We start from the raw sequence: 26,339 nt of genomic DNA, 5'->3' as shown, positions 1-26,339 counted from the left end.
CGGCACAGACCGGGCCGGAGGACATATGGCGCAGGCAAAAGACAAACCGCAGATCCGCAAGGGGCGCAAATTCGATCAGGTGCTGGAAGGCGCGCGCACGATCTTCCTGCGTGACGGCTTCGACGGCGCCTCGGTCGATGACATCGCGCGCGAGGCCGGGGTCAGCAAGGCCACGCTTTACAGCTATTTCCCCGACAAGCGGCTGCTGTTCATGGAAGTGGCCAAGTCCGAATGTGCGCGTCAGGCGGATGAGGCGCTGGCGGCGATCGACTTTCGCCAGCCGCCCAAGGTGGTGCTGAGCCAGGCTGCGCGGCAGATCATCGACTTCATGGCCTCGGATCTGGGGCAGGGGATCTTCCGGCTGTGCGTGGCCGAGGGGGAACGTTTTCCCGAACTGGGGCGCGCGTTCTACGCCTCGGGGCCGGAGCTGGTGCATCGCTCGCTGCTTGGCTATCTGAAACTGGCGACTGACCGGGGCGAGTTGGTGATCGACGATCTGGACCTTGCCGCCCATCTGTTCGCAGAGATGTGCAAGGCCGATCTGCACCCCAAACTGGTGTTCGGCGTCGAATGCTGCCCCGCGTCCGCGGACAAGGAGCGGGTGATCCGCGGCGCGGTGTCGATGTTTCTGGCGCGTTACGGCGCCCCGGGCAGCTAGGCCAGATCGCGCACGATCAGGTTGCCGGTCGGGCCTTGCTTGACCTCGAACCGGCCGGTTTTCTTCAGCAGATCCGACAGCTTCGCCGCGCCATAGGTGCGGGTGTCGAAATCGGGGTGGCTGAGCGTGATGAACTGTCCCAGCTGGCCCAGGGTATACCACTCTTCCTCCAGCCCGATCCGCTTCATCGCCGCGACGATGATCGGGATCGCGCTGGCGGGCGACAGTTTGTTGCGGGCGCTGGCCTGTTCGGCGGTTTCCGGCGGCTGGGTGGCGGGTTGGCCGGGGACTGTGGCTTCGGCGGCAGGCTCGGCCCCGCCCAGGTTCTCGACATAGATGAAGCGTTTGCAGGCGTTGCGGAAGGCCTCTGGCGTCTTCTTCTCGCCAATGCCGAAGACATCGAGCCCCTGTTCGCGGATGCGTGACGCCAGCCGCGTGAAATCGCTGTCCGAGGACACCAGCACGAAGGCATCGAACAGCCCGGAATGCAGGAAATCCATCGCCGCGATCACCAGCCCGATGTCCGAGGCATTCTTGCCCTTGGTGTTGGAAAACTGCTGATCGGCGACCATGCCCAGCGTGTTGACCTTCTTGGCCCAGCCCGCCAGCCGCGGCGAGGACCAGTCGCCATAGATCCGCCGGACCGACGCTTCGCCCAGGCCCGAAATCTCTTCGAAGATCGCTTCGGCATGGCCTGCGGGGACGTTGTCGGCGTCGATCAGGACACACAGGCGCGGGGCGCGGATTTCGGGCATGACGTTCTCCTTGTTGCGCCCAGACTAGGCGATGGCGGCCCGGCACGCCATGGGCGGGGCAAAAGAAAACGCGCCCCGGTGGGGCGCGTTTCCTGTCTCATCGCGAGGGCACGTCTCAGACGTGTTTGCCTTTGTGGGGCGCCCAGATGCGTTTGTTGGTCAGATACAGCAGAACCGTCAGCAGACCCAGCAGCAGAACGGCGGTGAAGCCCATGTTCTTGCGGGCCATCATCTTGGGTTCTGCCGCCCACATCAGGAAGGCCGAGGCATCTTCGGCCATCTGTTCGACCGTGGCGGGGGTGCCGTCCTCGTATTCGATCAGGTCGTCGGCCAGCGGCGGGGGCATCGCGATCCAGCTGCCCGGCACGGTCGAAGCGCCGTGTTCGTCCTTGCAGCTGTCGGGGATGCCGCCGTTCGGGAAGGCGGTGTTGTAGTAGTAACCGTCAATCCCGTCGGGCGCACATTCGGGGTTTTCCTCGAAATGCGTCAGGATGGCGTGGATGTATTCCGGCCCGCCGATGCCCTGAACCAGCTGGGCGATCCCGGTGCCATAGGGCCCGTGGAACGCGGCGCGGTTCTTCGCGATCAGCGACAGGTCCGGGCCCATGCCATCGCCCGTGCGGGTCGGGAACATGTCGGTTTCCTTGCGTGCGCGCGGCTCGCCGGTTTCCTTGTCGGTGATTTCGTCCTGTTCAGCGGCGAAAGCACGCACCCAGGCCGGGTCCATCTGCGGCCCGCCCTCGTCCGAGAGCGTGCGCAGCGGCACGAATTTCATGCCGTGGCAGGCCGAGCAGACCTCGCGGTAAACCTGGAAGCCGCGACGCAGCTGTTGCTGGTCGAACTTGCCGAACGGACCTTCGAACGAGAAGGCGTAATCCGGGATATGCGCGGCGCCACCCGAAGCCAGGGCCGAACCAGCACCCAGAACGAGCGCGGAGGCGGCAGAGATCAGAAGTTTTTTCATGATTTCAGTCCTTGTCCTTACTCAGCCGGGTTGCCGTAATGGCTGTTGAAGTCTTCCTCGATCGTCGCCGGCATCGGCAGCGGCTTCTCGATGATGCCCAGCAGCGGCAGGATCACGAAGAAATAGGCGAACCAGTAGGTCGCGCCGATCAGCGAGATGTAGGGATAGATCCCGTCGGTCGGCATCGCACCCACCCACATCAGAACGACGAAGTCGATCACCAGCAGGTAGAACCACCATTTGAACATCGGGCGATACTGACCCGAGCGCACCTTGGAGGTGTCGAGCCACGGCGCCAGCGCCATCGCGATGATCGCACCGAACATCGCGATCACGCCGAAGAACTTGGCGTCGACGATGCCGAAGGTGATCTTGTTGACCAGGATCACGGCCCAGACATCCGCGGTGAAGGCGCGCAGGATCGCGTAGAACGGCAGGAAATACCATTCGGGCACGATGTGGGCCGGGGTCGAAAGCGGGTTCGCCTCGATATAGTTGTCGGGGTGGCCCAGGTAGTTCGGCATGAAGCCCACGACCGCGAAGAACACCACCAGAACCAGCGCCAGTGCGAACAGATCCTTGATCACGAAATAGGGCCAGAAGGGCAGGGTGTCTTTCTCGGCTTCGGCTTTCGAGGCACGACGCACTTCAACACCGGTCGGGTTGTTGTTGCCCGTGGTGTGGAAGGCCCAGATGTGAACGGCCACCAGCGCGGCGATCACGAAGGGCAGCAGATAGTGCAACGAGAAGAAGCGGTTCAGCGTGGCGTTGTCCACCGCCGGCCCGCCCAGCAGCCAGGCCTGGATCGACGGCCCGACGCCCGGAATTGCACCGAACAGGCCGGTGATGACCGTGGCGCCCCAGAACGACATCTGACCCCAGGGCAGAACGTAGCCCATGAACGCAGTGCCCATCATCGCCAGATAGATGACCATGCCGATGATCCAGGTGACTTCACGCGGGGCTTTGTAGCTGCCGTAGAACAGGCCGCGGAAGATGTGGATATAGACGGCGAAGAAGAACAGCGAGGCGCCGTTCGCGTGGATGTAGCGGATCGCCCAGCCACCGTTCACGTCGCGCATGATGTGCTCGACCGAGGCGAAGGCCAGGTCGACATGCGGGGTGTAGTGCATCACCAGCACGATGCCGGTCACGATTTGCAGAACCAGACAGAAGGCCAGGACGATGCCCCAGATCCACCACCAGTTCAGGTTCTTCGGCGTCGGGATCATGATGGTGTCATAGATCAGACCGACGATCGGAAGGCGTTTGTGCAACCACTGTTCGGCGCCCGTCTTGGGCTCGTAGTGGTCGTGCGGAATTCCAGCCATTTTTATGCTCTCCCTCAGCCCAGCAGGATCGTGGTTTCATCGGTGAACTGCGCCACCGGAATGTCGAGGTTGCGCGGCGCGGGGCCTTTGCGGATGCGGCCGGCCGTGTCGTAGTGCGACCCGTGGCAGGGGCAGAACCAGCCGCCGAAATCGCCCGAGCCGTTGCCGATCGGCACGCAGCCGAGGTGGGTGCAAACCCCCATCATCACCAGCCACTCGCCCGCTTCGTCCATCGTGCGGTTCTGGTCCGACGCATCGGTGCCCGGCTTGTTGGCGTTTTCCGAGGTCTGGTCGATCAGCGTGGTGATGTCGACGGCGCGCGCGGCCTCGATTTCCTCGGCGGAGCGGCGGCGGATGAAGACCGGCTTGCCGCGCCACTTGACGGTCAGCTGGGTGCCGGTTTCAACCCCGGACACGTCGACATAGATCGAGGCCATCGCCTTGACGTCTGCCGATGCGTTCATCTGGTTCACCAGCGGCCAGACGGCGGTGCCTGCAACCACTGCGCCGGTGCCGGCGGTTGCGTAATAGAGGAAATCCCTCCGGGTGCCTGCGTGATCTTCTGCGTGGGACACGAATTTTCTCCCTTCCCGGGCCTGGGCTCAGGCCGATACGACTTGCCGGGCCGCACATTTCGTGCCGCCGAACATGGCCGCTCTTTACCAATCACATCCCCGTCAGTCCAGCAGACAATAGCGCACATCCTAAGGGAATTGCCGCGCTGCAACAGGGTTTGGCACCGTTTGCGCTCACGAACGGGGGTTCTGGGCGATGGCCGTGAAGTCCGGGCCTGCCGTCGCGTCCGGGGGCGCGTTGCGGGCCGGGGGGGGCGACTCACTCGCCGCGGCCCGCCCGGCCGTGGCATTCGGGGGCGATGGCTCAGTCGGGGGCCAGCATATAGCCCAGCCCGCGCACCGTCTGCAGGTAGCGTGGTTCGCGGGGGTCTGGCTCTATCTTGCGGCGCAGGCGGGTGATCTGCACATCCACCGCGCGGTCGCCCGCCCCGGCCTCGTCGGCAGGCGCGCTGCCGCCCCGGTCGCGGCCCAGTTCCTCGATCAGATCGGTGCGGCTGACCACTTCGCCCGCGCGGGTGGCGAAGATCCGCATCAGCGCAACCTCGGTCGCGGTCAGCCGCACCGGGGTTTCGCCCGACCACAATTCGCCGCGGTCCTGGTCGTAGCGCAGCGGCCCCAGTTGCAGATATTTCGGCCCCGCCTGCACCGCCTCGGGGACGCGGCGCAAAATCGCGTTGATCCGCAGCAGCAGTTCCTTGGGTTCGAACGGCTTGGGCAGGTAATCGTCGGCGCCGGCCTCCAGGCCTTCGATCCGTTCACGGGTCTCGCCGCGTGCGGTCAGCAGCAGGATCGGCGTTGCCATCCGCTTGCGCAGATCGCGCGTCAGGCTGAGCCCGTCTTCGCCCGGCATCATCACATCCAGCACGATCAGGTTGAACTCCAGCCCCGCCAGAAGCCGCCGGGCATGCGCCGCATCGCGCGCCGGAGTTACAAGGAAACCGTTTCGAATCAAAAACTTCTGCAAAAGCCCACGGATGCGTTCATCGTCATCGACGATCAGCAGATGCGGGGCGTTCTGGGCCTGTGCCGTCATCAGCCGCCGTCCTTCATCATCTGGTAATGACGCCGCATGTCCGGGTCGATCATGGCTTCCAGCACCTGCCGGAACCCCGCCACCGCCTGCGGTCCGGCGGCGCGATAGGCGCTGCGCATCCGTTCGCGCTGTGCGCCCGAGAGTTCACGCTCCAGCGCCTCGCCCGCGGGCGTCAGATACAGATGCCGTTCGCGCTTGTCGCGGCGTCCGACGCGGTTTTCGACCAGGCCATCCTCGATCAGCGTCCGCAGCACCCGGTTCAGCGATTGCTTGGTCACACCCAGCACCGCCAGCAATGTCGTCACTGTCAGCCCGGGCTGGCGGTTGATGAAGTGGATCGCCCGGTGATGCGCGCGGCCATAGCCGTGCTGATCCAGAATCCGGTCCGGGTCGGCGGTGAAGCCGCGATAGGCGAAGAACATCGCCTCGATCCCCTTGCGCAATTGCTCGTCGGTCAAGAACAGCAGGGTCTCGCCGCCCTGCGTGCCGGTCTCTGCCATGTGCTTTCCTCGCTTTTGCGTGATTTTATGTCAGCCTTGTTGACTTTCCAAGAATCAATTGTTACCCAGCGGCAGTTTTTGCGCAATTTTATGTCCGAAACGGACCGATTGGGCGCAATTATTGGAAACCGAGTGATCCGAAGGAGGATAAAATGGCCGGGGCTTATGATGATCGTGACGGCAAGATCTGGATGGATGGCAAGCTGGTCGAGTGGCGGGACGCGAAGGTCCACATTCTGACCCACGCGCTGCACTATGCCTCCTCGGTCTTCGAAGGCGAGCGTTGCTACAACGGCAAGATCTTCAAGGGCGTCGAACATTCGCAGCGTCTGAAACGCTCGGCCAACCTGCTGGACATGGAAATCCCCTATTCGGTGGAAGAGATCGAAAAGGCGAAATACGACATGCTGGCCGCGAACGGCTGGACCAACGCCTATGTGCGCGCCATCGCCTGGCGCGGTGCGGGCGATGACATGGGCGTGTCGGCCAAGCGCAACCCGGTTCGTCTGGCGGTGGCCGGCTGGGAATGGGGCAATTATTACGGCGATGCCAAGATGAAGGGCGCCAAGCTCGACATCTCGAAATGGCGCCGTCCCGATCCCAAGACCATCCCCTGCGAGGCCAAGGCCGCCGGTCTTTACATGATCTGCACCATGTCCAAGCACGCCGCCGAGGCGAAGGGCTGTTCCGACGCGCTGATGATGGATTACCGCGGCTATGTGGCCGAGGCGACCGGCGCCAACGTGTTCTTCGTCAAGGATGGCGAAGTGCACACGCCGCTGCCGGACTGCTTCCTGAACGGTCTGACCCGTCAGACGGTGATCGGCATGCTGAAGGAAAAGGGCGTGACCGTGCACGAACGTCATATCGAGCCGGTGGAACTGGCCGGGTTCGAGCAGTGCTGGCTGACCGGCACCGCCGCCGAGGTCACCCCGGTGGGCCAGATCGGCGATTTCCACTTCGAAGTGGGCGCGCTGACCCGCGACATCGCGGAAAGCTACGAAAAACTGGTGCGCGCCTAATCGCGCCCCTGCTCACGAACGGAAAAGGCGCGCCCTGGGGCGCGCCTCTTTCTTCCTCCCTGCTGCCGGACCTTTGTTCAGGCCCCGGCCTTTTCCTCGCTCTCGATGCGCAGGAATTCCTGCACCTTGCGCGCGCCCCGCTCTGCAGGGCGCTGATTCAACTCGGCAATTGCCGGGTGAACGCCTTCCTTGCGGGCCAGATCGAGGAAATGCTTCACGCGCGCACCTTCGGCTTTCGGCGCGGCATGGTCGATGACGTGACGGGTCATGGCAGTCTCCTTCAGGTTCATCCGTGCGCAACCTTAGCACGAGTGACGCGATTCTGCGACCCGGTAGACTGTCGCAGCCCCGTGTCGGCCAAATCTGGCCGAAACCGCGCCGGGATCAGCCCTGCGGGGTCATCGCCTTGCGCTGGCGATCGCGTTTCAGCCCCAGTTGCCGTTCGCGCCAGATGATCAGCACGCCCGCGATGATGACCAGCGCCGCGCCTGCCAGCATCACCAGCGTCGGCACCTCGTCAAAGACGAAATAGCCGATCAGCAGCGCAAAGATCATCGAGGCATAGTCGAACGGTGCCACGATCGAGGCATCGGCGAAGCGGTAGCTCGATGTCAGGAAGATCTGCCCGAAGCCGCCCAAGATCCCCGCGCAGACCAGCAGCGCCGCCTGTGTCGGGCTGGGCAGCACCCAGCCGAAGGGAATGGTAATCAGCGACAAGGCGGTCGAGGTGCAGGAAAACCAGAACACGATGGCCGATGTGCGTTCGGTCGCGACCAGCTTGCGCACGAAGACCTGCGCCAGCGCCGCGCAGACCGCCCCCATCAGCACCACCATCGCGCCGAAGGCCTCGCGGTGGCTGGCGCCTTCGACGGCACTCAGCCGCGGCGACAACACGATCAGCACCCCGACTAGGCCCAGGGCCACTGCGCTCAGCCGGAACAGGCGGACTTCCTCGCCCAGGAACATCGCGGCGAAGATCACGACCAGCAGCGGCGCGGCATAGCCGATGGCGGTGACCTCGGGCAGCGGCAACAGGCCCAGCCCGGCAAAGCCCAACCCCATCGCCGAGGTGCCGACCACCCCGCGCCAGACATGTCCCATCGGGTTGGCGACGCGCAGCCCCGATCCCATCTCGCCGCGTGCGGCCAGCCAGATCAGGATCACCGGGATCGCGAAGGCAGAGCGGAAGAACACCGCCTCGCCCGCGGGCACCTCGGGGGCGGTCGCCTTGATCAGCGCCGACATCGCGATGAAGACCAGCACAGAGGCCAGTTTGAACAGGATGCCGCGCAGCGGGGACGGGGTGATGGTATTGGCCTGTGACATGCGCGCAAGGTAGCGGTAACAGAGCCGATGGAAAGGCCTAATCGTCGGCGCAGGGCAGGTTTGCACCGCCCGATGTCAGGCGTGCCACGGCCCAGTATGCCGCATCGGCGACTGCAGGGTCGGGATCATCGCGCAGCGCTGCGGCCAGCGGCGCCAGCGCGGCATCGCCCGAGTTGCCGATCGCATAAAGCACATTGCGCACCATCCGATCACGTCCGATCCGCTTGATCGGGCTGCCGGCAAAACGGGCGCGAAACCCCGCGTCGTCCAGCGCCGCCAGTTCGGCCAGCGCAGGCGCGCGGTGGCGCGCGGCATAGCCGATCTCGCGCGCTTGCACGGCGAACTTGTTCCAGGGGCAGGCCGCCAGACAGTCGTCGCAGCCATAGATCCGGTTGCCAAGCGCGGGGCGCAGCGCGGGATCGACGGGGCCCTTGTGTTCGATCGTCAGGTAGGAAATGCAGCGCCGCGCATCCAGCCGGTAGGGGGCGGGGAAGGCCTGCGTCGGGCAGGCGTCCAGACAGGCGGTGCAGCGGCCGCAATGGCTGATCTCGGGGGGATCGGGCGGCAGATCGAGCGTGGTGAAGATCGCGCCCAGAAAGAACCAGCTGCCCAGATCGCGCGCCAGCAGGTTGGTATGCTTGCCCTGCCAGCCCAGACCCGCCGCCTGCGCCAGCGGTTTTTCCATCACCGGCGCGGTATCGACGAAGACCTTGATCTCGCCTTCAGGCGCCTGCTCCAGCAGCCAGCGGCCCAGCCGTTTGAGCCGTTTCTTGACAAGATCGTGGTAATCCTTGCCCTGCGCGTAAACCGAGATATTGCCGACCCCTGCGCGTCCGACATCGGCCATCGGATCGCTGTCAGGGGTGTAGACCTCGGCCAGCATGATGACCGAACGCGCCTCGGGCCAAAGCTGGTCGGGCGCGCCGCGCCAGTGCATCCGCTCGGCCATCCAGCCCATCTGGCCCTGCATGCCAGCCTCGACAAAAGCCGCCAGCCGCCCGGCCGCCTCGGGGATCGCGTCGGGGCGGGTGATGCATGCCTTCGAGAACCCCTCTTGCAGGGCCCTTTCGATCAGCTGTGCCTTCAACCCGTCCACATCGCGCTCCGCTTTGCCGCGGGGGCGCCCCCCGTCTGGCCAGCCCCTCTTTACACGCTGCGCGGGGCGCTGCGCCAGCCCGGGGTGCGGTCGGGCGCGGCTACAGCAGCGTGTCGGGCTCTTGCAGCAGGTCGCGTACGGTGGCCATGAACCGCGCCGCCTTGGCGCCGTCGATCACCCGGTGGTCGTAGGACAGCGACAGCGGCAAGATCAGCCGCAGTGCAATCGCGCCGTCATGTTCGACCGGCTTCTGCCGGGCGCGCGAGACGCCCATGATCGCCACCTCGGGGGCATTGATGATCGGGGAAAAGCCAGTGCCGCCCAGCTTGCCAAGGCTGGTGACGGTGAAGGTGCCCCCCTCGGTATCGGCATAGCCGAGCTTGCCGTTGCGCGCCTTTTCGGCCAGCGCGGCGGTGGCGGCCGAAAGCTCGGGCAGATCAAGCTGGTCGGCCCCTTTCAGCACCGGCACGATCAAGCCCATCGGCGTGTCGACCGCCATGCCGATGTTGTAATACTGCTTGAGGTGTAGCGCCTTGCCGTCCTCGGATAGCGAGGAATTCATGTCGGGAAAGGCCTTCAGCCCGGCGATGCAGGCCTTGATGATGAAGGCCAGCGCCGACAGCGGCCGGTCGCCCGATGCCGCGCCGTGACGCAGCGCATCCAGCGCGGTGATGTCCACATCCTCGTGATGGGTGACATGGGGCACGTTCTGCCAGCTTGCGGTCATGCGCCGCCCGATGATCTGGCGGATCGCATCCAGCGGCTGCTGCTCGACCGGGCCGAACAGGCTGTAATCATAGCTCGGCACGCCGGGGCGCGCCGGATCTGAGGGGGAATTGGCCATTGCTGCCTCCACACTGTCAAGGGCGCCGCCCCGGTGGGGGCGGCGCCCGAACGCGGGCTCAGCCGAACAGGCTGTCGCCGCTTTTCCCGTCAAGTCCGGGGTGGATGTCGAAGCGCACCACGCCCACCGCCGCCTTGCCGGCAACGGCCTGGGCGATGCGCGCGGTGCCCGCCGTGCCGAACCCGCCGCACAATTCGATGGCGACGATGCCGTCGGCCACCAGATCCCGCGCGACGCCTTCCGCGTCGGCGTAATCCTTGGCGCCGACCACCGTCAGATCGACGCCGGGTGTCGACACCACGGCCCGTGCGGTCGCGGAATCCGCGCCGCCCGCCAGAAAGATGAAAGCTGCTTTCAACGTCATGGGTTTACCGACCCGATCCGGGGATCAGGCCTCCTCCTCGGGTTTGAATTTTGCGATGAAGCTGTCGATGTCGGCCTCGGGGGTGTCCTCGTCCGCGATGATGCCGATCAGGGCGCCGACGGGCAGAGTGGTGCCTGCCGCCGCGACCTGACGGCGCAGCACGCCGCTGGCCGGGGCTTCGCAGGCGTTGGTGATTTTCTCGGTCTCGATGCCGAAAATCTCGTCGCCTTCTTCCACCGGCTCGCCTTCCGTGACCTTCCAGTCGACAACCTTGCCTTGTGTCATCGTCATGCCGAGCTTCGGCATGACGACGGCTGTAATTCGCTGGGCAGGCATCACTTCACCCCCATCACGGCCCGAATGCCGGCGCTGATCGCATCCACGCCGGGAATGTAGGCGTCTTCCAGATTGGGCGCGAAGGGCACCGGGGAATGCGGCGGCATCACCCGCTTGATCGGCGCCTTGAGCGCGTCGAACGCCTGTTCGGCCACGATCGCCGAGATGTCCGAGGCCATCCCGCAGCGCGGGGACGCCTCGTCCACCACCACCAGCCGCCCGGTCTTGCGCACCGAGGCCACGATGGCGTCGGAATCCAGCGGCGACGTGGTGCGCGGGTCCAGCACCGTGCAGTCGATCCCGTCCTTGGCCAGCGCATCCGCCGCGGTCTTGGCAAAGCCCACCATCCGGCCAATGGCAACCACGGTCACATCCTTGCCTTCGCGCACCGTGCGCGCCACGCCGAAGGGGATGGTGTAGGGCTCGTCCGGGACTTCTTCCTTGTCGTCGAACATCGCCTTGTGCTCGAAGAAGATGACCGGGTCGTCATCGCGGATCGCCTGGGTCATCAGGCCCTTGGCCTCGTAGGGAGAGGAGGGAATGACGACCTTGAGCCCCGGGATATGGGTCATAATCGGATAGAGGCACTGGCTGTGCTGGCTGGCGGCCCGGGTGCCCGCGCCAAACAGCGTGCGGATCACGACGGGCGTCGTGGCCTTGCCGCCGAACATGTAGCGGAACTTGGCCATCTGGTTGATGATCTGGTCGCCGCAGACGCCGAAGAAATCGACGAACATCAGCTGCGCGACCGGGCGCAACCCGGTGGCCGCCGCGCCCGCCGCAGCGCCGATGAAGGCGCTTTCGCTGATCGGCGTGTCATAGACCCGCTCGCGGCCGAATTCCGGCATCAGCCCCTTGGTGGCGCCCAGCACGCCGCCCCAGGCATCCTGTTCGCCGCCCGATCCCATCCCGCCGGCAATATCCTCGCCCAGCAGAATAACGGTCGGATCACGGCGCATTTCATCGCGCATCGCTTCGTTCAAAGCTTCGCGGAAAGATTTCTGTGACATCGAGTTCCTCCAAATTCGGGATCAGTAGGACAGGTAGACATCCGTGGTCAGCGTCGAGACATCCGGCGCGGGCGCGGCCTTGGCCTCGCGCACGGCGGTGTCGATCAGCGCTTCGACCTCGGCGTCGATGGCGTCCAGATCCTCGTTTTTCAGCATCGTTCCCGCAGTGGTCCGGGCGCGGAAAAACTTCAGCGCATCCAGATAGCGGCGTTCGTCCTTCACCTGGTTCGCGGGCTTGTAGGTCGAGGCGTCGCCCTCGAAATGGCCGTAATAGCGGGTGAACTGGATGTGGATGAAGCGCGGGCCTTCGCCCTTGCGGATGGCGGCGATGGCGTCTTCGGCGGCGCGATAGACGGCAAAGAAATCGTGCCCATCGACGCGTTCGCCCGGAATGCCGAAGCCCTCGGCCCGCCGCACCGGGTTATGCCCACCGATCGACCACGAACTCGAGGTCGATTCCGCATAGCCATTGTCCTCCAGCACGAACAACACCGGCAGGTCATAGACCCGCGCGAAGTTCATCGATTCGAGCGTGGTGCCCTGGTTGAATGCGCCATCGCCAAAGAACGCGACCGACAGACCGCCGGTCTTGAGCGTCTTGGCGGTGATCGCCGCGCCGCACACCAAGGGCGGCCCCCCGCCCACGATTCCGTTGGCGCCGAGCATCCCGACGTCAAGGTCGGCAATGTGCATCGAGCCGCCCTTGCCCGCGCACAGCCCGCCTTCGCGGCCGTAGATTTCGAGCATCATCGCCTTCACGTCGCAGCCCTTGGCGATCGCGTGGCCGTGGCCGCGGTGGGTGCTGGCGACGGTGTCCGCATCGCCCAGTTGCAGGCAGACGGCGGCGGCCGATGCCTCTTCGCCGGCATAAAGATGCACGAAACCGGGGATCTGCCCGGTCATGAATTCCTTGTGCACGCGTTCTTCGAAGTCACGGATGGTCCGCATGATGCGGTAACCCGCAAGCAGTTGTTCCTTGTCAATTTTCATGTCAGGTGACCTTTGATTGAGGTGTCAGGAAAACGGCGCGACGCTCAGGCTTTGGCAGCCGCAACCTCGTCATAGGCGCGCATTGCCTCGACGCCGTAGACCGAGGACGGCCCGCCGCCCATCAACAGCGCAACGCCCACCATTTCGGCGACTTCCTGTCGGGTGGCACCGGCTTCATGGCATGCGGCAGCATGCGCCGCGATACAGCCGTCGCAGCGCACGGTGATGGCGATGCCGAAGGCGATCAGTTCCTTGACCTTGCGTGACAGCACCCCGTCGCCGGTCGCCGCCCCTACCAAAGCGCCGAACGCCTTGGCCGTATCGGGAATGTCCCCCGCCAGCTTGGCAAAGCCGCTGTGGTATTCCCGTGCGATTTCTGAATAGTTCTTCATCTTCTTGCTCCTCCTGCAAGCGATGAAGAAAGCTTATGCCTGCATGGCACGGCCCTTTTGATTTGCGTCAATTCGCAGACAGGGGGCGGTTCGGGCAGGCGGATAGGCGCCTAGGCCACCGGTGCCGGGGGGCAGATGCGATAGCTCTCGAAGGTCGGCATTTCTATCTGGCCGCTGTTCTTGAGGGCGCTGAAAGCGCGGCTGACGGTTTCGATGGACAGGCCCAGATGATCGGCGATGTCGCGTCGGCACATCGGCAGCGCGACATGGCTTTTGCCGCTTGCACCGCGTTCTGCGGCGAAATCCGTCAGGAACTGCAGCAGGCGCTCGGGGGCTTTGTTGTGCGCAAGGGACAAAAGCTGCCGCTCATCCTTGCGCAACAGATCGCAGATCCGCGTGACCAATTCCTGGCACAGTCGTGGATTGGCCGTCAGCGCCTGCCGAAGGGTCGATTGCGCCACCGATCTCAGAATGACATGGTCGACAGCTTCCGCCGTGAAGTGCCATTTGTCGATGTCGGCGACACCAAGCACCGCGCCCTTCTGGGCGAAGCGAAAGATCTGTCGGCGGCCCTCGGGGTCGATCGTGCAGCATCGCACGGTGCCCGAGACGATCAGATACATCGCCTGCACCCGGTCCCCATGCAGCACGATGGTGCTGTCGGGTTGATAGTGGTGCTCGAACGTGGCGTTGTCGAACAGGTCGCGCAGATGTTGTGGCTCGGGCTTTTCATGTGCGGGGGGTGGTGTCCGGGCCGCATGGCGTGCTGCGGATTCCTGCGCCGCATGTTGGTTTTCGTGGGTCGGCTCTTGCCCGGGCGCAGCGTCGAGGTCCGGGGAGCCAGAAGACTTCGCATTGGAATCGGTCATCATTCACCTTGGCATCGCAGGGTCGGCGGGCAGGTTGTGCAAAAGGACGCACAAGGGCGTCGGGCAAGGAATACGGACATCTGGTTCTGTCAACGGGGCTGGCAGACACCATGCCCGAATCCCGTCTTGCGCGGGGTGTTGCAGCATTAAAACACAGCTTGACCTGTAAGGGGAAACTATCGATGCCATGCAGTCGCAGCGTGTGGGGGCTGTTGGCGCATGCGGAGGCGCAAGGCCCGTTCCAGGGTGTGCGGCCGCAATTTGACGTGCGTCAATCGCGCGGGATACGATCCGTCATAGCGTGCCGCAGGCCGACGCCAGGCGCTGCAACCGGCATGTCGCCAGGCCCCATGCGCGGCACGCATACAAGACGGACAGCGCGATGACGGATCTGCACGACGACACCAGCTATACCCGGCCTGCGGCACTGGTGGCCCGGCAGATGGGGGTCGATCCGGCGGTCGGGCTGACCCTCGTGCAGGTTGCGCAGCGGCGCGCGCACCATGGCCCCAATCAGTTGAGGGCGCGCGCACGCCGCCGCATCGGCGTGATCCTTGTGCATCAGCTTGAAGGCGTGATCGTCTGGCTTCTGGCCATCGCGGCGGTGCTGTCCTTCGTGTTTCGCGACATTGCGGAAGGCGTGGCGATTCTGGTCGTTCTGGCGATCAACACGGCAATCGGGTTCTTCACCGAATGGCGCGCGGCCCGTTCGATGGAGGCGCTGCTGCGTATCGGCCGGGTAAGCACGCGGGTGCGGCGGTCGGGGGGCGAGTGCAGTGTCGATGCGCAGGATCTGGTGCCCGGCGATATCGTGGTGTTGGAGGCGGGGGACATCGTCACCGCCGATCTGCGGCTGGTGCAGGCCGCGAACCTGCAGTGCGATGAATCGGTGCTGACCGGGGAATCGGTGCCGGTGCGCAAGCACACAGATCCGGTCGCACCGGGGGCGGTGCCGGGCGACAGGCGGTGCATGGCGTTCAAGGGCACAGCGGTCACGCAGGGGACTGGCGAGGGCATCGTGATCGCCACCGGCATGGCGACAGAGCTGGGCCGGATCACCCATCTGGTGCAAAGCGCGGATGCGGCGGATTCGCCATTGGAACGGCGGCTCGATCGGTTGGGGCAGGGGCTGGTGTGGCTGACGCTGGCGCTGGCGGCGCTGACGATCCTTGCGGGGGTGCTGCGCGGTCACGCGCTGGCGGGCATGGTCCAGACCGGGGTTGCGCTGGCCGTGGCGGCGGTGCCTGAGGGGTTGCCGGTGGTGGCGACGCTCAGCCTTGCGCGCGGGATGCTGCGGATGGCGGCACGGAATGCGGTCATCACGAACCTGTCCGCGGTCGAGACCCTGGGCGCCACCACGGTGATTCTGACCGACAAGACCGGCACGCTGACCGAGAACCGCATGACGGTGGTGCGCTATCTGCTGGCAGGCGCGCAGGTCGAGGTTCTGGGGCAGGGGGGCGCGGTGCGGTTCCGGTCGGGCACCGCAGCGCTGAGCGCGGATACCGATATGCGACTGGCGGCCGCGCTGCGTGTGGGGGCGCTGTGCAATGGCGCGGCCCTAGGGCAGGCCGATGATGCGCCCGCCTCGGGCGACCCTATGGAGGTGGCCCTGCTGCATGTCGCGCGGGCGGCGGGCCACGGGCGCACAAGCCAGTTGCAGGCCCGCGCCGAGATTGCGGAACATGCCTTCGATCCCGGGCTGAAGATGATGGCCAGCGTGCATCGTGATGGCGCGGGCGCCTTCTTCGCGGTCAAGGGCGCCCCCGAAGCGGTGATCGCGGCCTGCACCCATGTTCTGGGGCCGGAGGGGCCCGAAACGCTCGATCCGGCGGGGCGGGCCGATTGGGTGCGGCGCAGCCACGATGCCGCGCGCGACGGGCTGCGCCTGCTGGCCTTGGCGATGAAGCAGGAGGCACGGCCGGATGCGCCGCCCTATGCCGGGCTGACGCTTGTCGGGCTGGCCTGCCTGCGCGATCCGCTGCGCGCCGATGTGCGCGCGGCCGTCGCTGCGGCCCGCGGGGCGGGGGTGCGGGTCGTGATGATGACGGGCGATCACGCGCAGACGGCTGCGGCCATTGCCCGTCAGGCCGGGTTGGCCGATGGCGCGATCACCGTGATCGAAGGGCACGAACTGCACGATCTGGACCCTGAAGGGATGCCCGAAGCCCGCCGCCAGCAGCTTCTGGCCGCGGATGTCTTCGCCCGTGTCACGCCCGAGACCAAGCTGGGGCTTGCACGGTTGTTTCAGCGCAGCGGTCATATCGTGGCGATGACCGGCGATGGTGTGAACGATGCGCCCGCTCTCAAACAGGCCGATATCGGCATCGCCATGGGGCTGCGTGGCACGGATGTCGCGCGCGAAGCCGCGCAGATGGTGCTGAAAGACGATGCGCTGGGCACGATCATCGCGGCGATGCAGCAGGGGCGGATGATTTTCGACAATATCCGCAAGTTCGTGGTCTATCTGATGTCGTGCAATGTCAGCGAGGTGCTGATCGTCGGGCTGGCGGTGGGGGCGGGCTTGCCGATGCCGTTGCTGCCATTGCAGATCCTGTTCCTGAACCTTGTGACCGATGTGTTCCCCGCCTTCGCGCTGGGGCTGGGGCAGGGCGAAGACGGCAGTATGCACCGGCCCCCGCGCGCCCCGTCGGAGCCGATCGTGGGGCGGCACGGCTGGGTGCGCATCGGTGTTCTGGGGGGCGCGATCACCGTGGCCACACTGGCGGCCTTTGGCGGGGCACTGAACTGGCTGCACCTGCCCGTCGGCCCGGCGATTACCGTGGCCTTCGTGACGCTGGCGCTGGCGCAGCTGTGGAACGTGTTCAACATGCGCGCGGCGGGCAGTGCGATGCTGCGCAATGACATCACCTGCAATCCCTGGATCTGGGCGGCGATCGGGTTCTGCCTGCTGCTGACCGGCATGGCGCTGTGGCTGCCGCTGCTGTCCGGCGTTCTGAAGCTGCCCGACCCGGGGTGGCATGGGCTGGCGCTGGCCGCGGGGGCGAGCCTGTTTCCGCTGCTGGTCGGGCAGCTGTTTGCCGTGCTCGATGCCCGCCGTGCGCCGAAGAAACAGATTGGCCGCGCGGGGCACGCGTGACACGATGGCCCGGCATCCTGACCGGCGGAGGTGACGATGGAACTTTTGCATCTGAACAAGGCCTTCACCCTGATCGAACCGGGGCCGGTCGTCCTGGTGAGCACATATGACGGGCGCAAGAATAATGTGATGACCATCAGCTGGACCATGGTCACCGACTTCACTCCGACCTTTGCGCTGACCACCGGGCCGTGGAACAGTTCTTTCCGGGCGCTGTGCGAGACGCGCGAATGCGTGATCGCGCTGCCGACGGTGGACATGATCGACACCGTCGTCGGCGTGGGCACCTGCTCGGGCGCCGATACGGACAAATTCGCGAAATTCGGTCTGACGCCGATGCCGGGGCGGCAAGTCCGGGCGCCGCTGATCCGGGAGTGTCTGGCCAATATCGAATGCAAGGTCATCGACCTTATCGGGCAACACAACATCGTCGTCTTGCAGGGCGTGGCGGCCTGGATCGACCCTGCGCGGGCGGAACGGCGCACCCTGCATGCGGTGGGCGACGGCACCTTCGTCGTGGATGGCGAGCGCATCGACCGCGCGCAGGCGATGCGCGCCAAGCTGCCGGATCTGGACTAGCCGCGCGAGGCCCGTCTGCCCGTTGACCTGCATCAATGCGGGATCGAGCAGTTTATCGGATAAACGATGCAAGGGGCCTTTTGTGGCCTTTTTCTGCATTTCGGCCCCACAGCATCGACACGAGGACCGAGTGATGAGCCGCACGCCTGCCAGACAGAAGACGGTCGCGCCCCCGCTCGGGCGGCAGGCGGCGCTGCCCGCTACGCCGGTGCCGGGTGGCTGCGCGCCGGAACCTTCGCATCGCACGCTTGATCGGCGCATGCGTGCGGCGCAGGCGCGTCTTGGGGCGGGGATCTGGACGCAATCCTTTTGGGAAGCCTGGCTGGACTGGGGCGCGCAGGTCTGTCTGTCGCCGGGGCGCCAGATCGAACTGGTCGAGCAGGCCCGCCGCAGCAGTCTGGCGCTGATGATGCAGGCGCTGGACGTGGGCGGCACGGGCCCGCCCCCCTTCGCGCCCAAGGGGTATGACCCGCGCTTCAGCGACCCCGGCTGGCAAAAGCCGCCGTTCCGATTCTGGCAGCAGGGGTTTTTGGCCCTGCAGGAGTGGTGGGATCTGGCAACAAAACCGCTGCCCGGGCTGCACCCGCACAGCGCGGATCGCGCGCGGTTCATGGCGCGCCAGTCGCTTGATCTGATGTCGCCCTCGAACGTTCTTTGGTTCAACCCCGAGATCATCGCGCATACGCAGCGCAGATTGGGCCGCAACCTGGCCGAAGGCGCCGCCGATCTGGCGCATGACATTGCCAAGACGCTGTCGCAGATCCCCGATCCGGTGCCCGAGGGCTACGCGATCGGCACGGATATCGCCTGCACGCCCGGGCAGGTGGTGTTTCGCAACGATCTGTTCGAGCTGATCCAATACGCCCCGCAGACCGACAAGGTGCAGGCCGAACCGATCCTGATCGTGCCGGCCTGGATCATGAAATACTACGTCCTCGATCTGTCGCCGCAGAATTCGATGATCCGCTATCTGGTGCAGCAGGGCTTCACCGTCTTTGCGATTTCGTGGTGCAATCCCACCGCAGAGCAGGCCGGACTGTCGCTCGAGGACTATCGCAAGCGCGGGGTGATGGCGGCGCTCGAGGTGATCGGCGCGATCGTGCCGCAGCGGCAGGTGCATGCCGTGGGCTACTGTCTGGGTGGCACGATCTTGGCGATTGCGGCGGCGACCATGGTGCGTGACGGCGATCAGCGGCTGGCCTCGGTCACGCTGATGGCCGCACAGGTCGATTTCGCCGAAGTGGGCGAGTTGCTGCTGTTCATCGACGAAAACCAGGTCGCCTTTCTGGAGGATCTGATGTGGGATCAGGGCTATCTGCAACGCCCGCAGATGGCGCGCGCCTTCTCGACCATCCAGACCGAGGATCTGATCTATTCGCGCGCGGTCCGGCGCTATTATCTGGGCACGCAGGACGTGCCCGAGGATATGGGCGTCTGGCTGGCCGATCTGACCCGGATGCCCGCGCGGATGCATTCGGAATACCTGCGCGCCCTGCTGCTGGAAAACCGGCTGAGCGCGGGGCGGTTCGCTGTCGAGGGCGGGGTGATTTCACTGCAGGCGATCACCGCGCCGATGTTCGTGGTGGCGACCGAAGCCGATCACATCGCGCCCTGGACCTCGGTCTACAAGACGCGGCTGTTCACCGATGCCGACCTGAGCTTCGTGCTGGGCAGCGGTGGGCACAACAGTGGCATCGTCGTTCCGCCGGGGGCCGAGGGGCCCGTATTTCGCCTGGCGTATCAGGCGCGCGGGGCGCCATATATCCCGCCGCAGGATTGGCTGGCACAGCAGCCGGTCGCGCGCGCGGGGTCATGGTGGCCGGCATGGGCAGATTGGCTTGCGCGTCATTCCAGCGCTCGGATGCCGCCACCAGAGCTTGGCGCCGCTGCCTTGGGCTATCCGCCGCTGGGGGCCGCGCCGGGGGAGTATATTCATCAGTCCTGAGGGGCGTTCACCTGCGCGATCGGGGCGGTTCTGCGCCCCGCCCGGTGCGGTCGCTCAGAAATCGAGTTCCGCATATTGCGGCGAGGGCGGCAGCCCCGGCAGCTGATCGGCCAGCAGCGACCGGAACGCCGGGCGCGACTTGATCTTGGCATACCAGTCCTTGACATTGGCCGAGCGGTCCCAGTCCACGTCGGAAATATAGTCCAGACAGCTCAGATGCGCGGCGGCGGTGAAATCGGCCAGCGTCATCACATCGCCCGCCAGCCAGCGCCGCTGATCCAGCAGCCAGCCCATGTAATCGAGGTGGAACTTGATCGCCGCCAGCCCCGATTTCACGTTCTTGCTGTCGGGGTAGCCCTGTTTCATCACCTTCTTCCAGACCCGTTCGCCCATCACCTTGCGGGTGACTTCCTCGTTGAACTTGTCATCGAACCAGGCGCACAGGCGGCGCACCTCGTAGCGGCCTTCGGCATCCCGCGGCATCAGCGGCGGCTGCGGCACGGTTTCTTCCAGATATTCGCAGATCGCCTGGCTTTCGCTCAGCGTCTTGCCGTCGATCTTGAGGATCGGCACCTTGCCCGCCGGGTTGCGGCGCAGGAAATCGGGGCTTTGCTCCCAATACCGTTCCTCGACCAGTTCGACCTCGATCTTCTTTTCGGCCAGTGTCAGGCGCACCTTGCGGCAAAAGGGCGAAAGCGCAACGTGATACAGACGGGTCATGCAATCTCTCGGGCTGTTCGGGGTGGTCATCCCTGTGATAGCGGGCAGGGCGGGGGGGATCAATGCCTTGCCCCCGGGCTTGTGTGCTCAGAACGCGCGGCGGGCGCGCAAGGCCGCCTGAATCGTGCCGTCATCCAGATAGTCCAGCTCGCCCCCGATCGGCACGCCCTGCGCCAGGCTGGTGACCGACACCCCCGCGCTTTCCAGCGCCTCGGCGATGTAATGCGCCGTGGTCTGGCCCTCGACCGTGGCGTTCAGCGCCAGGATCACCTCGCGCACGCCTTCGGCATCCACCCGGTCCAGAAGCCGCGGAATGCCCAGATCCTCGGGGCCGACCGCATCCAGCGCGCTGAGCACACCGCCCAGCACATGGTAGCGCCCCTTGAAGGCTTGCCCGCGTTCCATCGCCCACAGGTCGGCCACATCCTCGACCACGCAGATCTCGCCGGTGGCGCGGGCCGGGTCTTCGCAGATCTCGCAGATCTCACCCACCGCGATATTGCCGCAGCGGGCACATTCGCGTGCGGTTTCGGCGACATGGGCCATCGCAGCGGCCAGGGGCGCCATCACTGCCGCGCGCTTGCGGATCAGATGCAGCACCGCGCGCCGGGCCGAGCGCGGCCCGAGTCCGGGCAGCCGCGCCATCAGCGCGATCAGCGCCTCGATCTCGTCGCGCCCGCCCGGCATGCCGATCAGACCGGCAGGTTCATGTCGGCAGGCAGGCCCAGTTCCGCCAGCAGTTTTTGCTGTTCTTCCTGCTCGCGCGCCTTGGCCTTGGCCTGGGTGTCCTTGATCGCGGCCAGGATCAGATCCTCGACCACTTCCTTTTCCGAGGCGACCAGGATCGACGGGTCGATCGACAGCCCGGTCAGCACGCCCTTGGCCGAGGCCGTTGCGGTCACCAGACCGGCGCCCGCCTCGCCGCGCACCTCGATCTGCGTCAGCGCCTCTTGCAGCGCCGCCATGCGCTCCTGCATGTCCTTGGCGGCCTTCATCATTTTCGCCATGTCGCCAAGCTGGCCCAGACCTTTGAACATTACGCTCTCCTCAATTGTCCTCGAAAGGGTCCCATTCGTCCTCGACTTCGGGCAGGGCATCGGCCTGCTGCTCGGCGGCAAGGGCTTCGGGGGTGGTGATATCTTCGAATTTCGCGTTGGGGAAGGCGTCGAAGATCGCCGCGATCACCGGGTTGTGGCGCGCCTCGGCCTCGGCGGCGCGGCGCTCTGCGGTGCGGGTCTCGGCGATGGTTTCGGCCCCGCCTTCCGACACGACGGAAACCCCCCACCGCACCCCGGTCCAGCCTTGCAGGCGCGCGCCCAACGTCGCGGCCAGGTCGCGCGGCGCGTCGGGCGTGGGTTCGAATTCGATCCTGCCCGGCGCATAGCGCGCCAGCCGCAGGCAGTTTTCAACATCGGTCAGCAGCTTGATGTCGCGCATCCGGCGGATCAGGTCGAGCACATCCTCGAACCGGGCAAAACGTTCCAGCGCACTGCCCGGCACGGCCTGCGCCTGGGCCAGCGCGCCGCCCGCCGCCACCGCGGACACCGGCGTGCCATACATGCCCCGCATCGTGGCCCCTGCCAGCGGGTTGGCCTGCGCCGTGGCACCGCCACCGCCCGCCCCCCCGGCACCGGGGCCGCGCCCCGCACTGCCGCCGGGGCCCGACTGGATCTTGCGCATCAGGGTTTCCGGGTCGGGCAGGTCGGCGACATGGGTCAGCCGGATCACCGCCATCTCGGCGGCCATCATCGCATTGGGCGCGCTCGACACTTCCTCGATGGCCTTCAGCAGCATCTGCCAGAACCGCGACAGCACCCGCATCGGAATTGCCGCCGCCATCGCCTGACCGCGGGTGCGTTCGTCGGGCGGCACGGTCGGATCGTCGGCGGCCTCGGGGGTGATCTTGATGACCGAGATCCAATGCGTGATCTCGGCCAGATCGCGCAGCACCGCCATCGGATCGGCGCCATCGGAATATTGCGCGCCGATCTCGGTCAGCGCGGCGGCGGCCTCGCCCTTCAGGATCATGTCGAACAGATCGAGCACCCGGCCCCGATCCGCGAGCCCCAGCATCGCGCGAACCTGCGCGGCGGTGGTTTCCCCCGCGCCATGGGCAATCGCCTGATCCAGCAGGCTCAGCGCATCGCGCACCGATCCTTCGGCGGCGCGGGTAATCAGCGCCAGCGCATCGGGGGCAAGGAGCGCGCCTTCCTGCCCGGCCACGCGCGCCAGATGTGCCATCATCACCTCGGGCTCGATCCGGCGCAGATCGAAGCGCTGGCAGCGCGACAGCACGGTGACCGGCACCTTGCGGATCTCGGTCGTGGCGAAGATGAATTTTACATGCGCGGGCGGCTCTTCCAGCGTCTTCAACAGCGCGTTGAACGCGCTGGTGGACAGCATGTGCACCTCGTCGATGATATAGACTTTGTAGCGCGCGCTGGCGGCCCGGTAATGCACCGATTCGATGATCTCGCGGATGTCGCCCACGCCGGTGCGGGATGCTGCGTCCATCTCCATCACATCGACGTGGCGGCCTTCGGCGATGGCCACGCAATGTTCGCATTTCAGGCAGGGTTCGGTGGTCGGCCCGCCGGTGCCATCAGGCCCTATGCAATTGAGCCCCTTGGCAATGATCCGCGCGGTGGTGGTTTTGCCGATGCCGCGAATCCCGGTCATGATGAAGGCCTGCGCGATCCGGTCCGCCGCAAACGCGTTTTTCAGCGTGCGCACCATGGCTTCCTGCCCGATCAGGTCGGCGAATGTCGCTGGGCGGTATTTGCGGGCCAGAACCTGATAGGCGACCTGGGGCGTGTCGGACATGGGGGGCTCCTCTCGTCGGGCGCAGTCTAGTGGCCCGGACGGGCAAGTCAAACCGATGAGAGGGACAGGGAGGAGAGGGTGAGAGGCTGGACATCGACCCAAGCGGGGCTCGTTGCGGCTGCTTCCTTCCGGACCTGACCGGGTTGGCGAGGCGCTCGCCCGCGCCAACCTCTCGAGGGGTCATATAGGCGGCGCGGCGCGGCTTGGCAAGCCTTGCGCGCGGATCGCAGTGGATGGAGGGGGCGCTGCCCCCCGCTGCGCGTCCCCCGGGATATTTGAGCCAAGCTGAAAGGGCCTTGCCTTCACCTTGGCTCAAATATCCCACGGGGGGCCGGGGGTGTGAAACCCCCGGCGCCGTCAGCCGGGCGCGCGTTCGGCCCAGCCGGCAAAGATCTTCTCCAATGCGACCACGCCGTAATAAAGAAGGATGCCAAGGAAGGCCAAGGCGATCAGCACGGCAAACATCAGGGGATAATCGCCGTTGGTTTCGCCCGATTTGAACAGCGCGCCCAGGCCGCGGCCATGCGGGCTGACGATTTCCACCAGGTTGGTGCCGATGAAGGCCAGCGTGACCGAGACTTTCAGCGCGCCGAAAAATTCGGGCAGGGTTTTCGGCAGGGCGATCTTGCGGAAGATCGTGAACTTGCTGGCGCCAAGCGCCGCCAGAATGTCGCGATATTCAGGTTCCAGCGTGCTCAGCCCGATGCCGACCGAAACCGCGATCGGGAAGAAGCTGATCAGGAAGGCCATCAGCACGGTGTTGAAATCGTGCTGGCCGATGAACAGCAGTGCCAGCACCGGCACCAGCGTGGCCTTGGGCACCGCGTTGAAGCCCACCAGCAGCGGATAGAGCGCATCGCGGGCGAGTTTCGAAAAGCCCATGATCATGCCGAGAAGCGTGCCGAAGACCACCGCCAGCGCCAGCCCCAGGATCGTGCGCCACAGCGTCTGCCAGCCCATCACCAGAAACAGGTTCCAGAACCTTGCATAGGCGGCGGGCAGGTCCGAGGGGGAGGCCATCACATAGTTCGGCCAGTTGTTGGCCCAGACGATCAGTTCCCACAGTGCCAGAAAGGCGATGATCGCGGCCAGCGGCACGGCGATTTTCTGAACGCGCTCCATCAGTGCAGCCCTCCGTCACGGCCCTGGGCGATGCGGATCTGGTCGCGCAGGACATGCAGCATGTCGACCGCCTTGGGGTCATAGAGAATGTCGATCGTGCGGTCGGCGGGCAGGTCCACGTTCAGCACATATTGCGTGCGCGCCGGGCGGCCCGACAGCACGATGACCTGATCGCCCAGAAACACGCTTTCGCGCAGGTCATGGGTGATCAGCACGCAGGTGAAGGGCTCGGCGGCGCGCAGATCGCGCATCGTCTGCCACAGATCCTCGCGGGTGAAATTGTCGAGCGCGCCGAAGGGTTCGTCCATGATCAGCACTTGCGGCTTGTGGACGATGGCGCGGCACAGGCTGGCGCGCTGGCGCATGCCGCCGGACAGCTCGGATGGGCGCTTGTTCTCGAACCCCTTCAGTCCGACCATTTCCAGCAGATGCATCGCGCGCGCCTCGGCCTCGGCCTTCTTCATCTCGGGGGCCACGATTTCCAGCGGCAGCATCACGTTTTCCAGGATTGTGCGCCATTCCAGCATGACGGGGTTCTGGAACGCCATGCCCACGGTCTTGCGCGGGCTGGTCACTTCCTGCCCGTCCAGAATGACGGTGCCTTTGTCGGGCCGCATCAGCCCCGAGATCAGCCGCGTCAGCGTCGATTTTCCGCAGCCCGAGGGGCCCACGACGGCGCAAAACTCGCCCTTGGGCACTTCGACCGTCAGCCCGTCCAGCACCGGCAGGGGGCCGTGCTTGGTTTTATAGGCGTGGCTTACGCCTTTGATGTCAATCAGGTGTTTCATTCTGCCCCGCAGGTGAAAGGGGGCGCCCGGTGGGCGCCCCCGGGTGGGGTTGGTTATTGCAGCATCAGGCTGCCATCGGTGGGCAGATATTGCGCGTCGAAATACAGGCTGGCGTCGGGGTCTGCCTTGAACTCATAGACCGATTTGGTCTGTTCGATCGCCTTGGCAAAACGGTCCGCCTCGACCGAGCCCATGCCATGTTCCTTGACGTAATCGGTCAGCACATTGGCGTCGATCGCCATTTGCAGACGGTCCGTTTCCATCGCCGGGTCGGCCGCGGGGTTGCGCTTGATCAGCGCTTCGACCGCCTCGGCCGGCGCGGCGACTGCGTCTTTCCAGCCCTTCGCGGTGGCGCGGATGAAGCCGGTGACGGCCTCGGGGTTGGCCTTGGCAAAATCGGTGTTCACGATGATCGCGTTACCATAAAGCGCCACGCCGTAATCGGCCATCAGCAGCACGGTCTGGTCTTCCATCGGCACGCCCAGGCGTTTGGCGTTCAGCGTCGAGGTGAACGAGAAGCCGGTGATCGCGGCGACCTTGCCTTCGGCCAGCATCGGTTCGCGCACCGGGAAGCCCACCGGCTCGACCGTGATCTTGGTCATGTCGAGGCCCTGTTCGGCGGCGAAGATCGGGAATTGCGCCCAGGCACCATCCGGCGGCGGCGCGCCCAGGACCTTGCCTTCCAGATCCTTCGGCGTCTCGATGCCCAGCGATTTGCGGCCCACCACGGCGAAGGGCGGCTTGTCATAGACCATCATCACCGCGGTCACCGGGGCGCCGGGGTTCTGGTCGAGGAATTTCATCAGCGAGTTGATGTCGGTGAAGCCCATCGGGAAGGCGCCGGTCGCGACCTTCGGAATCGCGTCGAGCGAGCCCGCGCCTTCGGAAATCTCGACGCCCAGCCCTTCGGCGGCGTAGTAACCCTTGTCGAGGGCGACGAAATAGGGCGCGGCCGGACCTTCGAATTTCCAGTCCAGCGTGAAGGGGATCTTGGTTTCGGCATGGGCGGGCGCGAGGGTGGCGGCGCCCAGCAGCACGGCGGAGGCAACGGCGCCAAAGGTGTTGCGCAGGTTGCGGTGGAACATCTGAAAAACTCCCGGTTTGGTCGATTGGCCCGATCCTGCCTATTTACCGGGCGGTCAGGAATGCGGCGGCCTGATCGGCAGCATGCGTATGATCGGGTTTGTTCAACCCTTG

At 65.5% G+C, this 26,339-nt stretch carries 28 protein-coding genes and 1 other RNA gene; 5 read left to right on the top strand and 24 right to left on the bottom strand.

Annotation, left to right across the window (positions count from 1 at the left end):
* The first annotated feature begins 25 nt into the window (after positions 1–25).
* Positions 26–658 (top strand): TetR/AcrR family transcriptional regulator, encoded by a 633-nt coding sequence (locus P2G62_RS07745; RefSeq protein WP_275734301.1) that lies wholly within the window; start codon positions 26–28, stop codon positions 656–658.
* Here the strand turns inward: P2G62_RS07745 and P2G62_RS07740 are convergent.
* The 6 genes from P2G62_RS07740 to P2G62_RS07715 all read right to left on the bottom strand — a co-directional run bounded on the left by P2G62_RS07740 (position 655) and on the right by P2G62_RS07715 (position 5,816).
* Complete coding sequence (locus tag P2G62_RS07740; RefSeq protein WP_275734300.1) at positions 655–1,413, bottom strand: NYN domain-containing protein; 759 nt, start codon at positions 1,411–1,413, stop codon at positions 655–657. The two genes, P2G62_RS07745 and P2G62_RS07740, sit on opposite strands and share 4 nt — an antisense overlap.
* A gap of 115 nt (positions 1,414–1,528) precedes the next feature.
* Entirely contained in the window at positions 1,529–2,377 is an 849-nt protein-coding gene (locus P2G62_RS07735) for a cytochrome c1 (RefSeq protein ID WP_275734299.1), read from the bottom strand.
* Positions 2,378–2,394: 17 nt separating this feature from the next.
* Complete coding sequence (petB, locus tag P2G62_RS07730; protein ID WP_275734298.1) at positions 2,395–3,708, bottom strand: cytochrome b; 1,314 nt, start codon at positions 3,706–3,708, stop codon at positions 2,395–2,397.
* Positions 3,709–3,722: 14 nt separating this feature from the next.
* Positions 3,723–4,283 (bottom strand): ubiquinol-cytochrome c reductase iron-sulfur subunit, encoded by a 561-nt coding sequence (gene petA / locus P2G62_RS07725; RefSeq protein WP_275734297.1) that lies wholly within the window; start codon positions 4,281–4,283, stop codon positions 3,723–3,725.
* A 304-nt stretch (positions 4,284–4,587) separates the two neighbouring features.
* The gene (locus tag P2G62_RS07720) at positions 4,588–5,316 is read right to left on the bottom strand and encodes a response regulator (protein ID WP_275734296.1); all 729 of its coding nucleotides are present in this window, start codon (positions 5,314–5,316) and stop codon (positions 4,588–4,590) included.
* Positions 5,316–5,816 carry a MarR family transcriptional regulator gene (locus P2G62_RS07715; RefSeq protein WP_275734295.1) on the bottom strand — a complete coding sequence of 167 codons (501 nt, stop codon included), beginning with the start codon at positions 5,814–5,816 and terminating at the stop codon, positions 5,316–5,318. The genes P2G62_RS07720 and P2G62_RS07715 overlap by 1 nt, the downstream gene beginning before the upstream one ends.
* A gap of 152 nt (positions 5,817–5,968) precedes the next feature.
* Here P2G62_RS07715 and P2G62_RS07710 point away from each other — a divergent pair, with 152 nt between their 5' ends.
* Positions 5,969–6,838 carry a branched-chain amino acid aminotransferase gene (locus P2G62_RS07710; protein WP_275734294.1) on the top strand — a complete coding sequence of 290 codons (870 nt, stop codon included), beginning with the start codon at positions 5,969–5,971 and terminating at the stop codon, positions 6,836–6,838.
* Between the two features lie 77 nt (positions 6,839–6,915).
* Here the strand turns inward: P2G62_RS07710 and P2G62_RS07705 are convergent, their stop codons facing one another.
* From P2G62_RS07705 to P2G62_RS07660, 10 genes are all read right to left on the bottom strand, one after another.
* Entirely contained in the window at positions 6,916–7,107 is a 192-nt protein-coding gene (locus P2G62_RS07705) for a hypothetical protein (protein WP_275734293.1), read from the bottom strand.
* Between the two features lie 115 nt (positions 7,108–7,222).
* The gene (locus P2G62_RS07700; protein ID WP_275734292.1) at positions 7,223–8,164 is read right to left on the bottom strand and encodes a DMT family transporter; all 942 of its coding nucleotides are present in this window, start codon (positions 8,162–8,164) and stop codon (positions 7,223–7,225) included.
* A 37-nt stretch (positions 8,165–8,201) separates the two neighbouring features.
* Positions 8,202–9,251, bottom strand: a complete 1,050-nt coding sequence (gene queG, locus P2G62_RS07695; RefSeq protein ID WP_275734394.1) for a tRNA epoxyqueuosine(34) reductase QueG — start codon at positions 9,249–9,251, stop codon at positions 8,202–8,204.
* Positions 9,252–9,360: 109 nt separating this feature from the next.
* Positions 9,361–10,104, bottom strand: a complete 744-nt coding sequence (locus P2G62_RS07690; protein ID WP_275734291.1) for a 2-oxo acid dehydrogenase subunit E2 — start codon at positions 10,102–10,104, stop codon at positions 9,361–9,363.
* 58 nt (positions 10,105–10,162) lie between these two features.
* Positions 10,163–10,468, bottom strand: coding sequence for a DUF6506 family protein (locus P2G62_RS07685; RefSeq protein ID WP_275734290.1), 306 nt, complete (start codon positions 10,466–10,468; stop codon positions 10,163–10,165).
* A 24-nt stretch (positions 10,469–10,492) separates the two neighbouring features.
* Entirely contained in the window at positions 10,493–10,774 is a 282-nt protein-coding gene (locus P2G62_RS07680) for a biotin/lipoyl-containing protein (RefSeq protein ID WP_275734393.1), read from the bottom strand.
* Between the two features lie 29 nt (positions 10,775–10,803).
* A complete protein-coding gene (locus P2G62_RS07675; protein ID WP_275734289.1) occupies positions 10,804–11,814 on the bottom strand; it encodes an alpha-ketoacid dehydrogenase subunit beta in 1,011 nt (336 codons plus the stop codon).
* Positions 11,815–11,835: 21 nt separating this feature from the next.
* Positions 11,836–12,804 (bottom strand): thiamine pyrophosphate-dependent dehydrogenase E1 component subunit alpha, encoded by a 969-nt coding sequence (locus tag P2G62_RS07670; protein ID WP_275734288.1) that lies wholly within the window; start codon positions 12,802–12,804, stop codon positions 11,836–11,838.
* 44 nt (positions 12,805–12,848) lie between these two features.
* Positions 12,849–13,196 (bottom strand): carboxymuconolactone decarboxylase family protein, encoded by a 348-nt coding sequence (locus P2G62_RS07665; RefSeq protein WP_275734287.1) that lies wholly within the window; start codon positions 13,194–13,196, stop codon positions 12,849–12,851.
* 110 nt (positions 13,197–13,306) lie between these two features.
* Positions 13,307–14,065, bottom strand: a complete 759-nt coding sequence (locus P2G62_RS07660) for a Crp/Fnr family transcriptional regulator (protein WP_275734286.1) — start codon at positions 14,063–14,065, stop codon at positions 13,307–13,309.
* A 382-nt stretch (positions 14,066–14,447) separates the two neighbouring features.
* Here P2G62_RS07660 and P2G62_RS07655 point away from each other — a divergent pair, with 382 nt between their 5' ends.
* The 3 genes from P2G62_RS07655 to P2G62_RS07645 all read left to right on the top strand — a co-directional run bounded on the left by P2G62_RS07655 (position 14,448) and on the right by P2G62_RS07645 (position 19,689).
* Positions 14,448–17,165: a cation-transporting P-type ATPase gene (locus P2G62_RS07655; RefSeq protein WP_275734285.1), complete on the top strand. Its 2,718-nt coding sequence runs from the start codon at positions 14,448–14,450 to the stop codon at positions 17,163–17,165.
* Positions 17,166–17,201: 36 nt separating this feature from the next.
* Positions 17,202–17,744: a flavin reductase family protein gene (locus P2G62_RS07650; RefSeq protein ID WP_275734284.1), complete on the top strand. Its 543-nt coding sequence runs from the start codon at positions 17,202–17,204 to the stop codon at positions 17,742–17,744.
* A 133-nt stretch (positions 17,745–17,877) separates the two neighbouring features.
* A complete protein-coding gene (locus tag P2G62_RS07645) occupies positions 17,878–19,689 on the top strand; it encodes an alpha/beta fold hydrolase (RefSeq protein ID WP_275734283.1) in 1,812 nt (603 codons plus the stop codon).
* 54 nt (positions 19,690–19,743) lie between these two features.
* Here P2G62_RS07645 and P2G62_RS07640 read toward each other — a convergent pair whose 3' ends face one another.
* The 8 genes from P2G62_RS07640 to P2G62_RS07605 form a co-directional block, all read right to left on the bottom strand.
* On the bottom strand, positions 19,744–20,409 hold the full coding sequence (locus tag P2G62_RS07640) for a glutathione S-transferase family protein (RefSeq protein ID WP_275734282.1): 666 nt from the start codon (positions 20,407–20,409) through the stop codon (positions 19,744–19,746).
* An 87-nt stretch (positions 20,410–20,496) separates the two neighbouring features.
* Positions 20,497–21,096: a recombination mediator RecR gene (recR, locus tag P2G62_RS07635; protein ID WP_275734281.1), complete on the bottom strand. Its 600-nt coding sequence runs from the start codon at positions 21,094–21,096 to the stop codon at positions 20,497–20,499.
* 5 nt (positions 21,097–21,101) lie between these two features.
* On the bottom strand, positions 21,102–21,446 hold the full coding sequence (locus P2G62_RS07630) for a YbaB/EbfC family nucleoid-associated protein (RefSeq protein ID WP_275734280.1): 345 nt from the start codon (positions 21,444–21,446) through the stop codon (positions 21,102–21,104).
* Between the two features lie 10 nt (positions 21,447–21,456).
* Positions 21,457–23,232 (bottom strand): DNA polymerase III subunit gamma/tau, encoded by a 1,776-nt coding sequence (locus P2G62_RS07625; protein WP_275734279.1) that lies wholly within the window; start codon positions 23,230–23,232, stop codon positions 21,457–21,459.
* Positions 23,233–23,308: 76 nt separating this feature from the next.
* Positions 23,309–23,407, bottom strand: an RNA gene (gene ffs, locus P2G62_RS07620) — signal recognition particle sRNA small type.
* 182 nt (positions 23,408–23,589) lie between these two features.
* The gene (locus tag P2G62_RS07615; RefSeq protein WP_275734278.1) at positions 23,590–24,354 is read right to left on the bottom strand and encodes an ABC transporter permease; all 765 of its coding nucleotides are present in this window, start codon (positions 24,352–24,354) and stop codon (positions 23,590–23,592) included.
* Positions 24,354–25,142: an ABC transporter ATP-binding protein gene (locus P2G62_RS07610; RefSeq protein WP_275734277.1), complete on the bottom strand. Its 789-nt coding sequence runs from the start codon at positions 25,140–25,142 to the stop codon at positions 24,354–24,356. Before P2G62_RS07610 ends, P2G62_RS07615 begins: the two co-directional genes overlap by 1 nt.
* Positions 25,143–25,195: 53 nt before the next feature.
* Complete coding sequence (locus P2G62_RS07605; protein WP_275734276.1) at positions 25,196–26,227, bottom strand: ABC transporter substrate-binding protein; 1,032 nt, start codon at positions 26,225–26,227, stop codon at positions 25,196–25,198.
* Positions 26,228–26,339: the final 112 nt, after the last annotated feature.

The organism is Paenirhodobacter sp. CAU 1674 (genome assembly GCF_029222945.1).
Taxonomy (GTDB): Bacteria; Pseudomonadota; Alphaproteobacteria; order Rhodobacterales; family Rhodobacteraceae; genus Rhodobacter.
This window is presented reverse-complemented; position numbering and strand designations above follow the sequence as displayed.

Excerpts from the sequence above, each read along its gene's own strand:
- P2G62_RS07715 (WP_275734295.1), bottom strand. The coding sequence starts at position 5,816 with ATGGCAGAGACCGGCACGCAGGGCGGCGAGACCCTGCTGTTCTTGACC.
- P2G62_RS07705 (WP_275734293.1), bottom strand. The coding sequence starts at position 7,107 with ATGACCCGTCACGTCATCGACCATGCCGCGCCGAAAGCCGAAGGTGCG.
- P2G62_RS07680 (WP_275734393.1), bottom strand. The coding sequence starts at position 10,774 with ATGCCGAAGCTCGGCATGACGATGACACAAGGCAAGGTTGTCGACTGG.
- P2G62_RS07690 (WP_275734291.1), bottom strand. The coding sequence starts at position 10,104 with ATGGCCAATTCCCCCTCAGATCCGGCGCGCCCCGGCGTGCCGAGCTAT.
- P2G62_RS07710 (WP_275734294.1), top strand. The coding sequence starts at position 5,969 with ATGGCCGGGGCTTATGATGATCGTGACGGCAAGATCTGGATGGATGGC.
- P2G62_RS07670 (WP_275734288.1), bottom strand. The coding sequence starts at position 12,804 with ATGAAAATTGACAAGGAACAACTGCTTGCGGGTTACCGCATCATGCGG.
- P2G62_RS07615 (WP_275734278.1), bottom strand. The coding sequence starts at position 24,354 with ATGGAGCGCGTTCAGAAAATCGCCGTGCCGCTGGCCGCGATCATCGCC.
- P2G62_RS07645 (WP_275734283.1), top strand. The coding sequence starts at position 17,878 with ATGAGCCGCACGCCTGCCAGACAGAAGACGGTCGCGCCCCCGCTCGGG.
- P2G62_RS07650 (WP_275734284.1), top strand. The coding sequence starts at position 17,202 with ATGGAACTTTTGCATCTGAACAAGGCCTTCACCCTGATCGAACCGGGG.
- P2G62_RS07655 (WP_275734285.1), top strand. The coding sequence starts at position 14,448 with ATGACGGATCTGCACGACGACACCAGCTATACCCGGCCTGCGGCACTG.
- P2G62_RS07745 (WP_275734301.1), top strand. The coding sequence starts at position 26 with ATGGCGCAGGCAAAAGACAAACCGCAGATCCGCAAGGGGCGCAAATTC.
- P2G62_RS07720 (WP_275734296.1), bottom strand. The coding sequence starts at position 5,316 with ATGACGGCACAGGCCCAGAACGCCCCGCATCTGCTGATCGTCGATGAC.
- P2G62_RS07660 (WP_275734286.1), bottom strand. The coding sequence starts at position 14,065 with ATGACCGATTCCAATGCGAAGTCTTCTGGCTCCCCGGACCTCGACGCT.
- recR (WP_275734281.1), bottom strand. The coding sequence starts at position 21,096 with ATGCCGGGCGGGCGCGACGAGATCGAGGCGCTGATCGCGCTGATGGCG.
- P2G62_RS07675 (WP_275734289.1), bottom strand. The coding sequence starts at position 11,814 with ATGTCACAGAAATCTTTCCGCGAAGCTTTGAACGAAGCGATGCGCGAT.
- P2G62_RS07685 (WP_275734290.1), bottom strand. The coding sequence starts at position 10,468 with ATGACGTTGAAAGCAGCTTTCATCTTTCTGGCGGGCGGCGCGGATTCC.
- P2G62_RS07605 (WP_275734276.1), bottom strand. The coding sequence starts at position 26,227 with ATGTTCCACCGCAACCTGCGCAACACCTTTGGCGCCGTTGCCTCCGCC.
- P2G62_RS07630 (WP_275734280.1), bottom strand. The coding sequence starts at position 21,446 with ATGTTCAAAGGTCTGGGCCAGCTTGGCGACATGGCGAAAATGATGAAG.
- petB (WP_275734298.1), bottom strand. The coding sequence starts at position 3,708 with ATGGCTGGAATTCCGCACGACCACTACGAGCCCAAGACGGGCGCCGAA.
- P2G62_RS07700 (WP_275734292.1), bottom strand. The coding sequence starts at position 8,164 with ATGTCACAGGCCAATACCATCACCCCGTCCCCGCTGCGCGGCATCCTG.
- P2G62_RS07640 (WP_275734282.1), bottom strand. The coding sequence starts at position 20,409 with ATGACCCGTCTGTATCACGTTGCGCTTTCGCCCTTTTGCCGCAAGGTG.
- P2G62_RS07610 (WP_275734277.1), bottom strand. The coding sequence starts at position 25,142 with ATGAAACACCTGATTGACATCAAAGGCGTAAGCCACGCCTATAAAACC.
- P2G62_RS07740 (WP_275734300.1), bottom strand. The coding sequence starts at position 1,413 with ATGCCCGAAATCCGCGCCCCGCGCCTGTGTGTCCTGATCGACGCCGAC.
- P2G62_RS07735 (WP_275734299.1), bottom strand. The coding sequence starts at position 2,377 with ATGAAAAAACTTCTGATCTCTGCCGCCTCCGCGCTCGTTCTGGGTGCT.
- P2G62_RS07665 (WP_275734287.1), bottom strand. The coding sequence starts at position 13,196 with ATGAAGAACTATTCAGAAATCGCACGGGAATACCACAGCGGCTTTGCC.
- P2G62_RS07625 (WP_275734279.1), bottom strand. The coding sequence starts at position 23,232 with ATGTCCGACACGCCCCAGGTCGCCTATCAGGTTCTGGCCCGCAAATAC.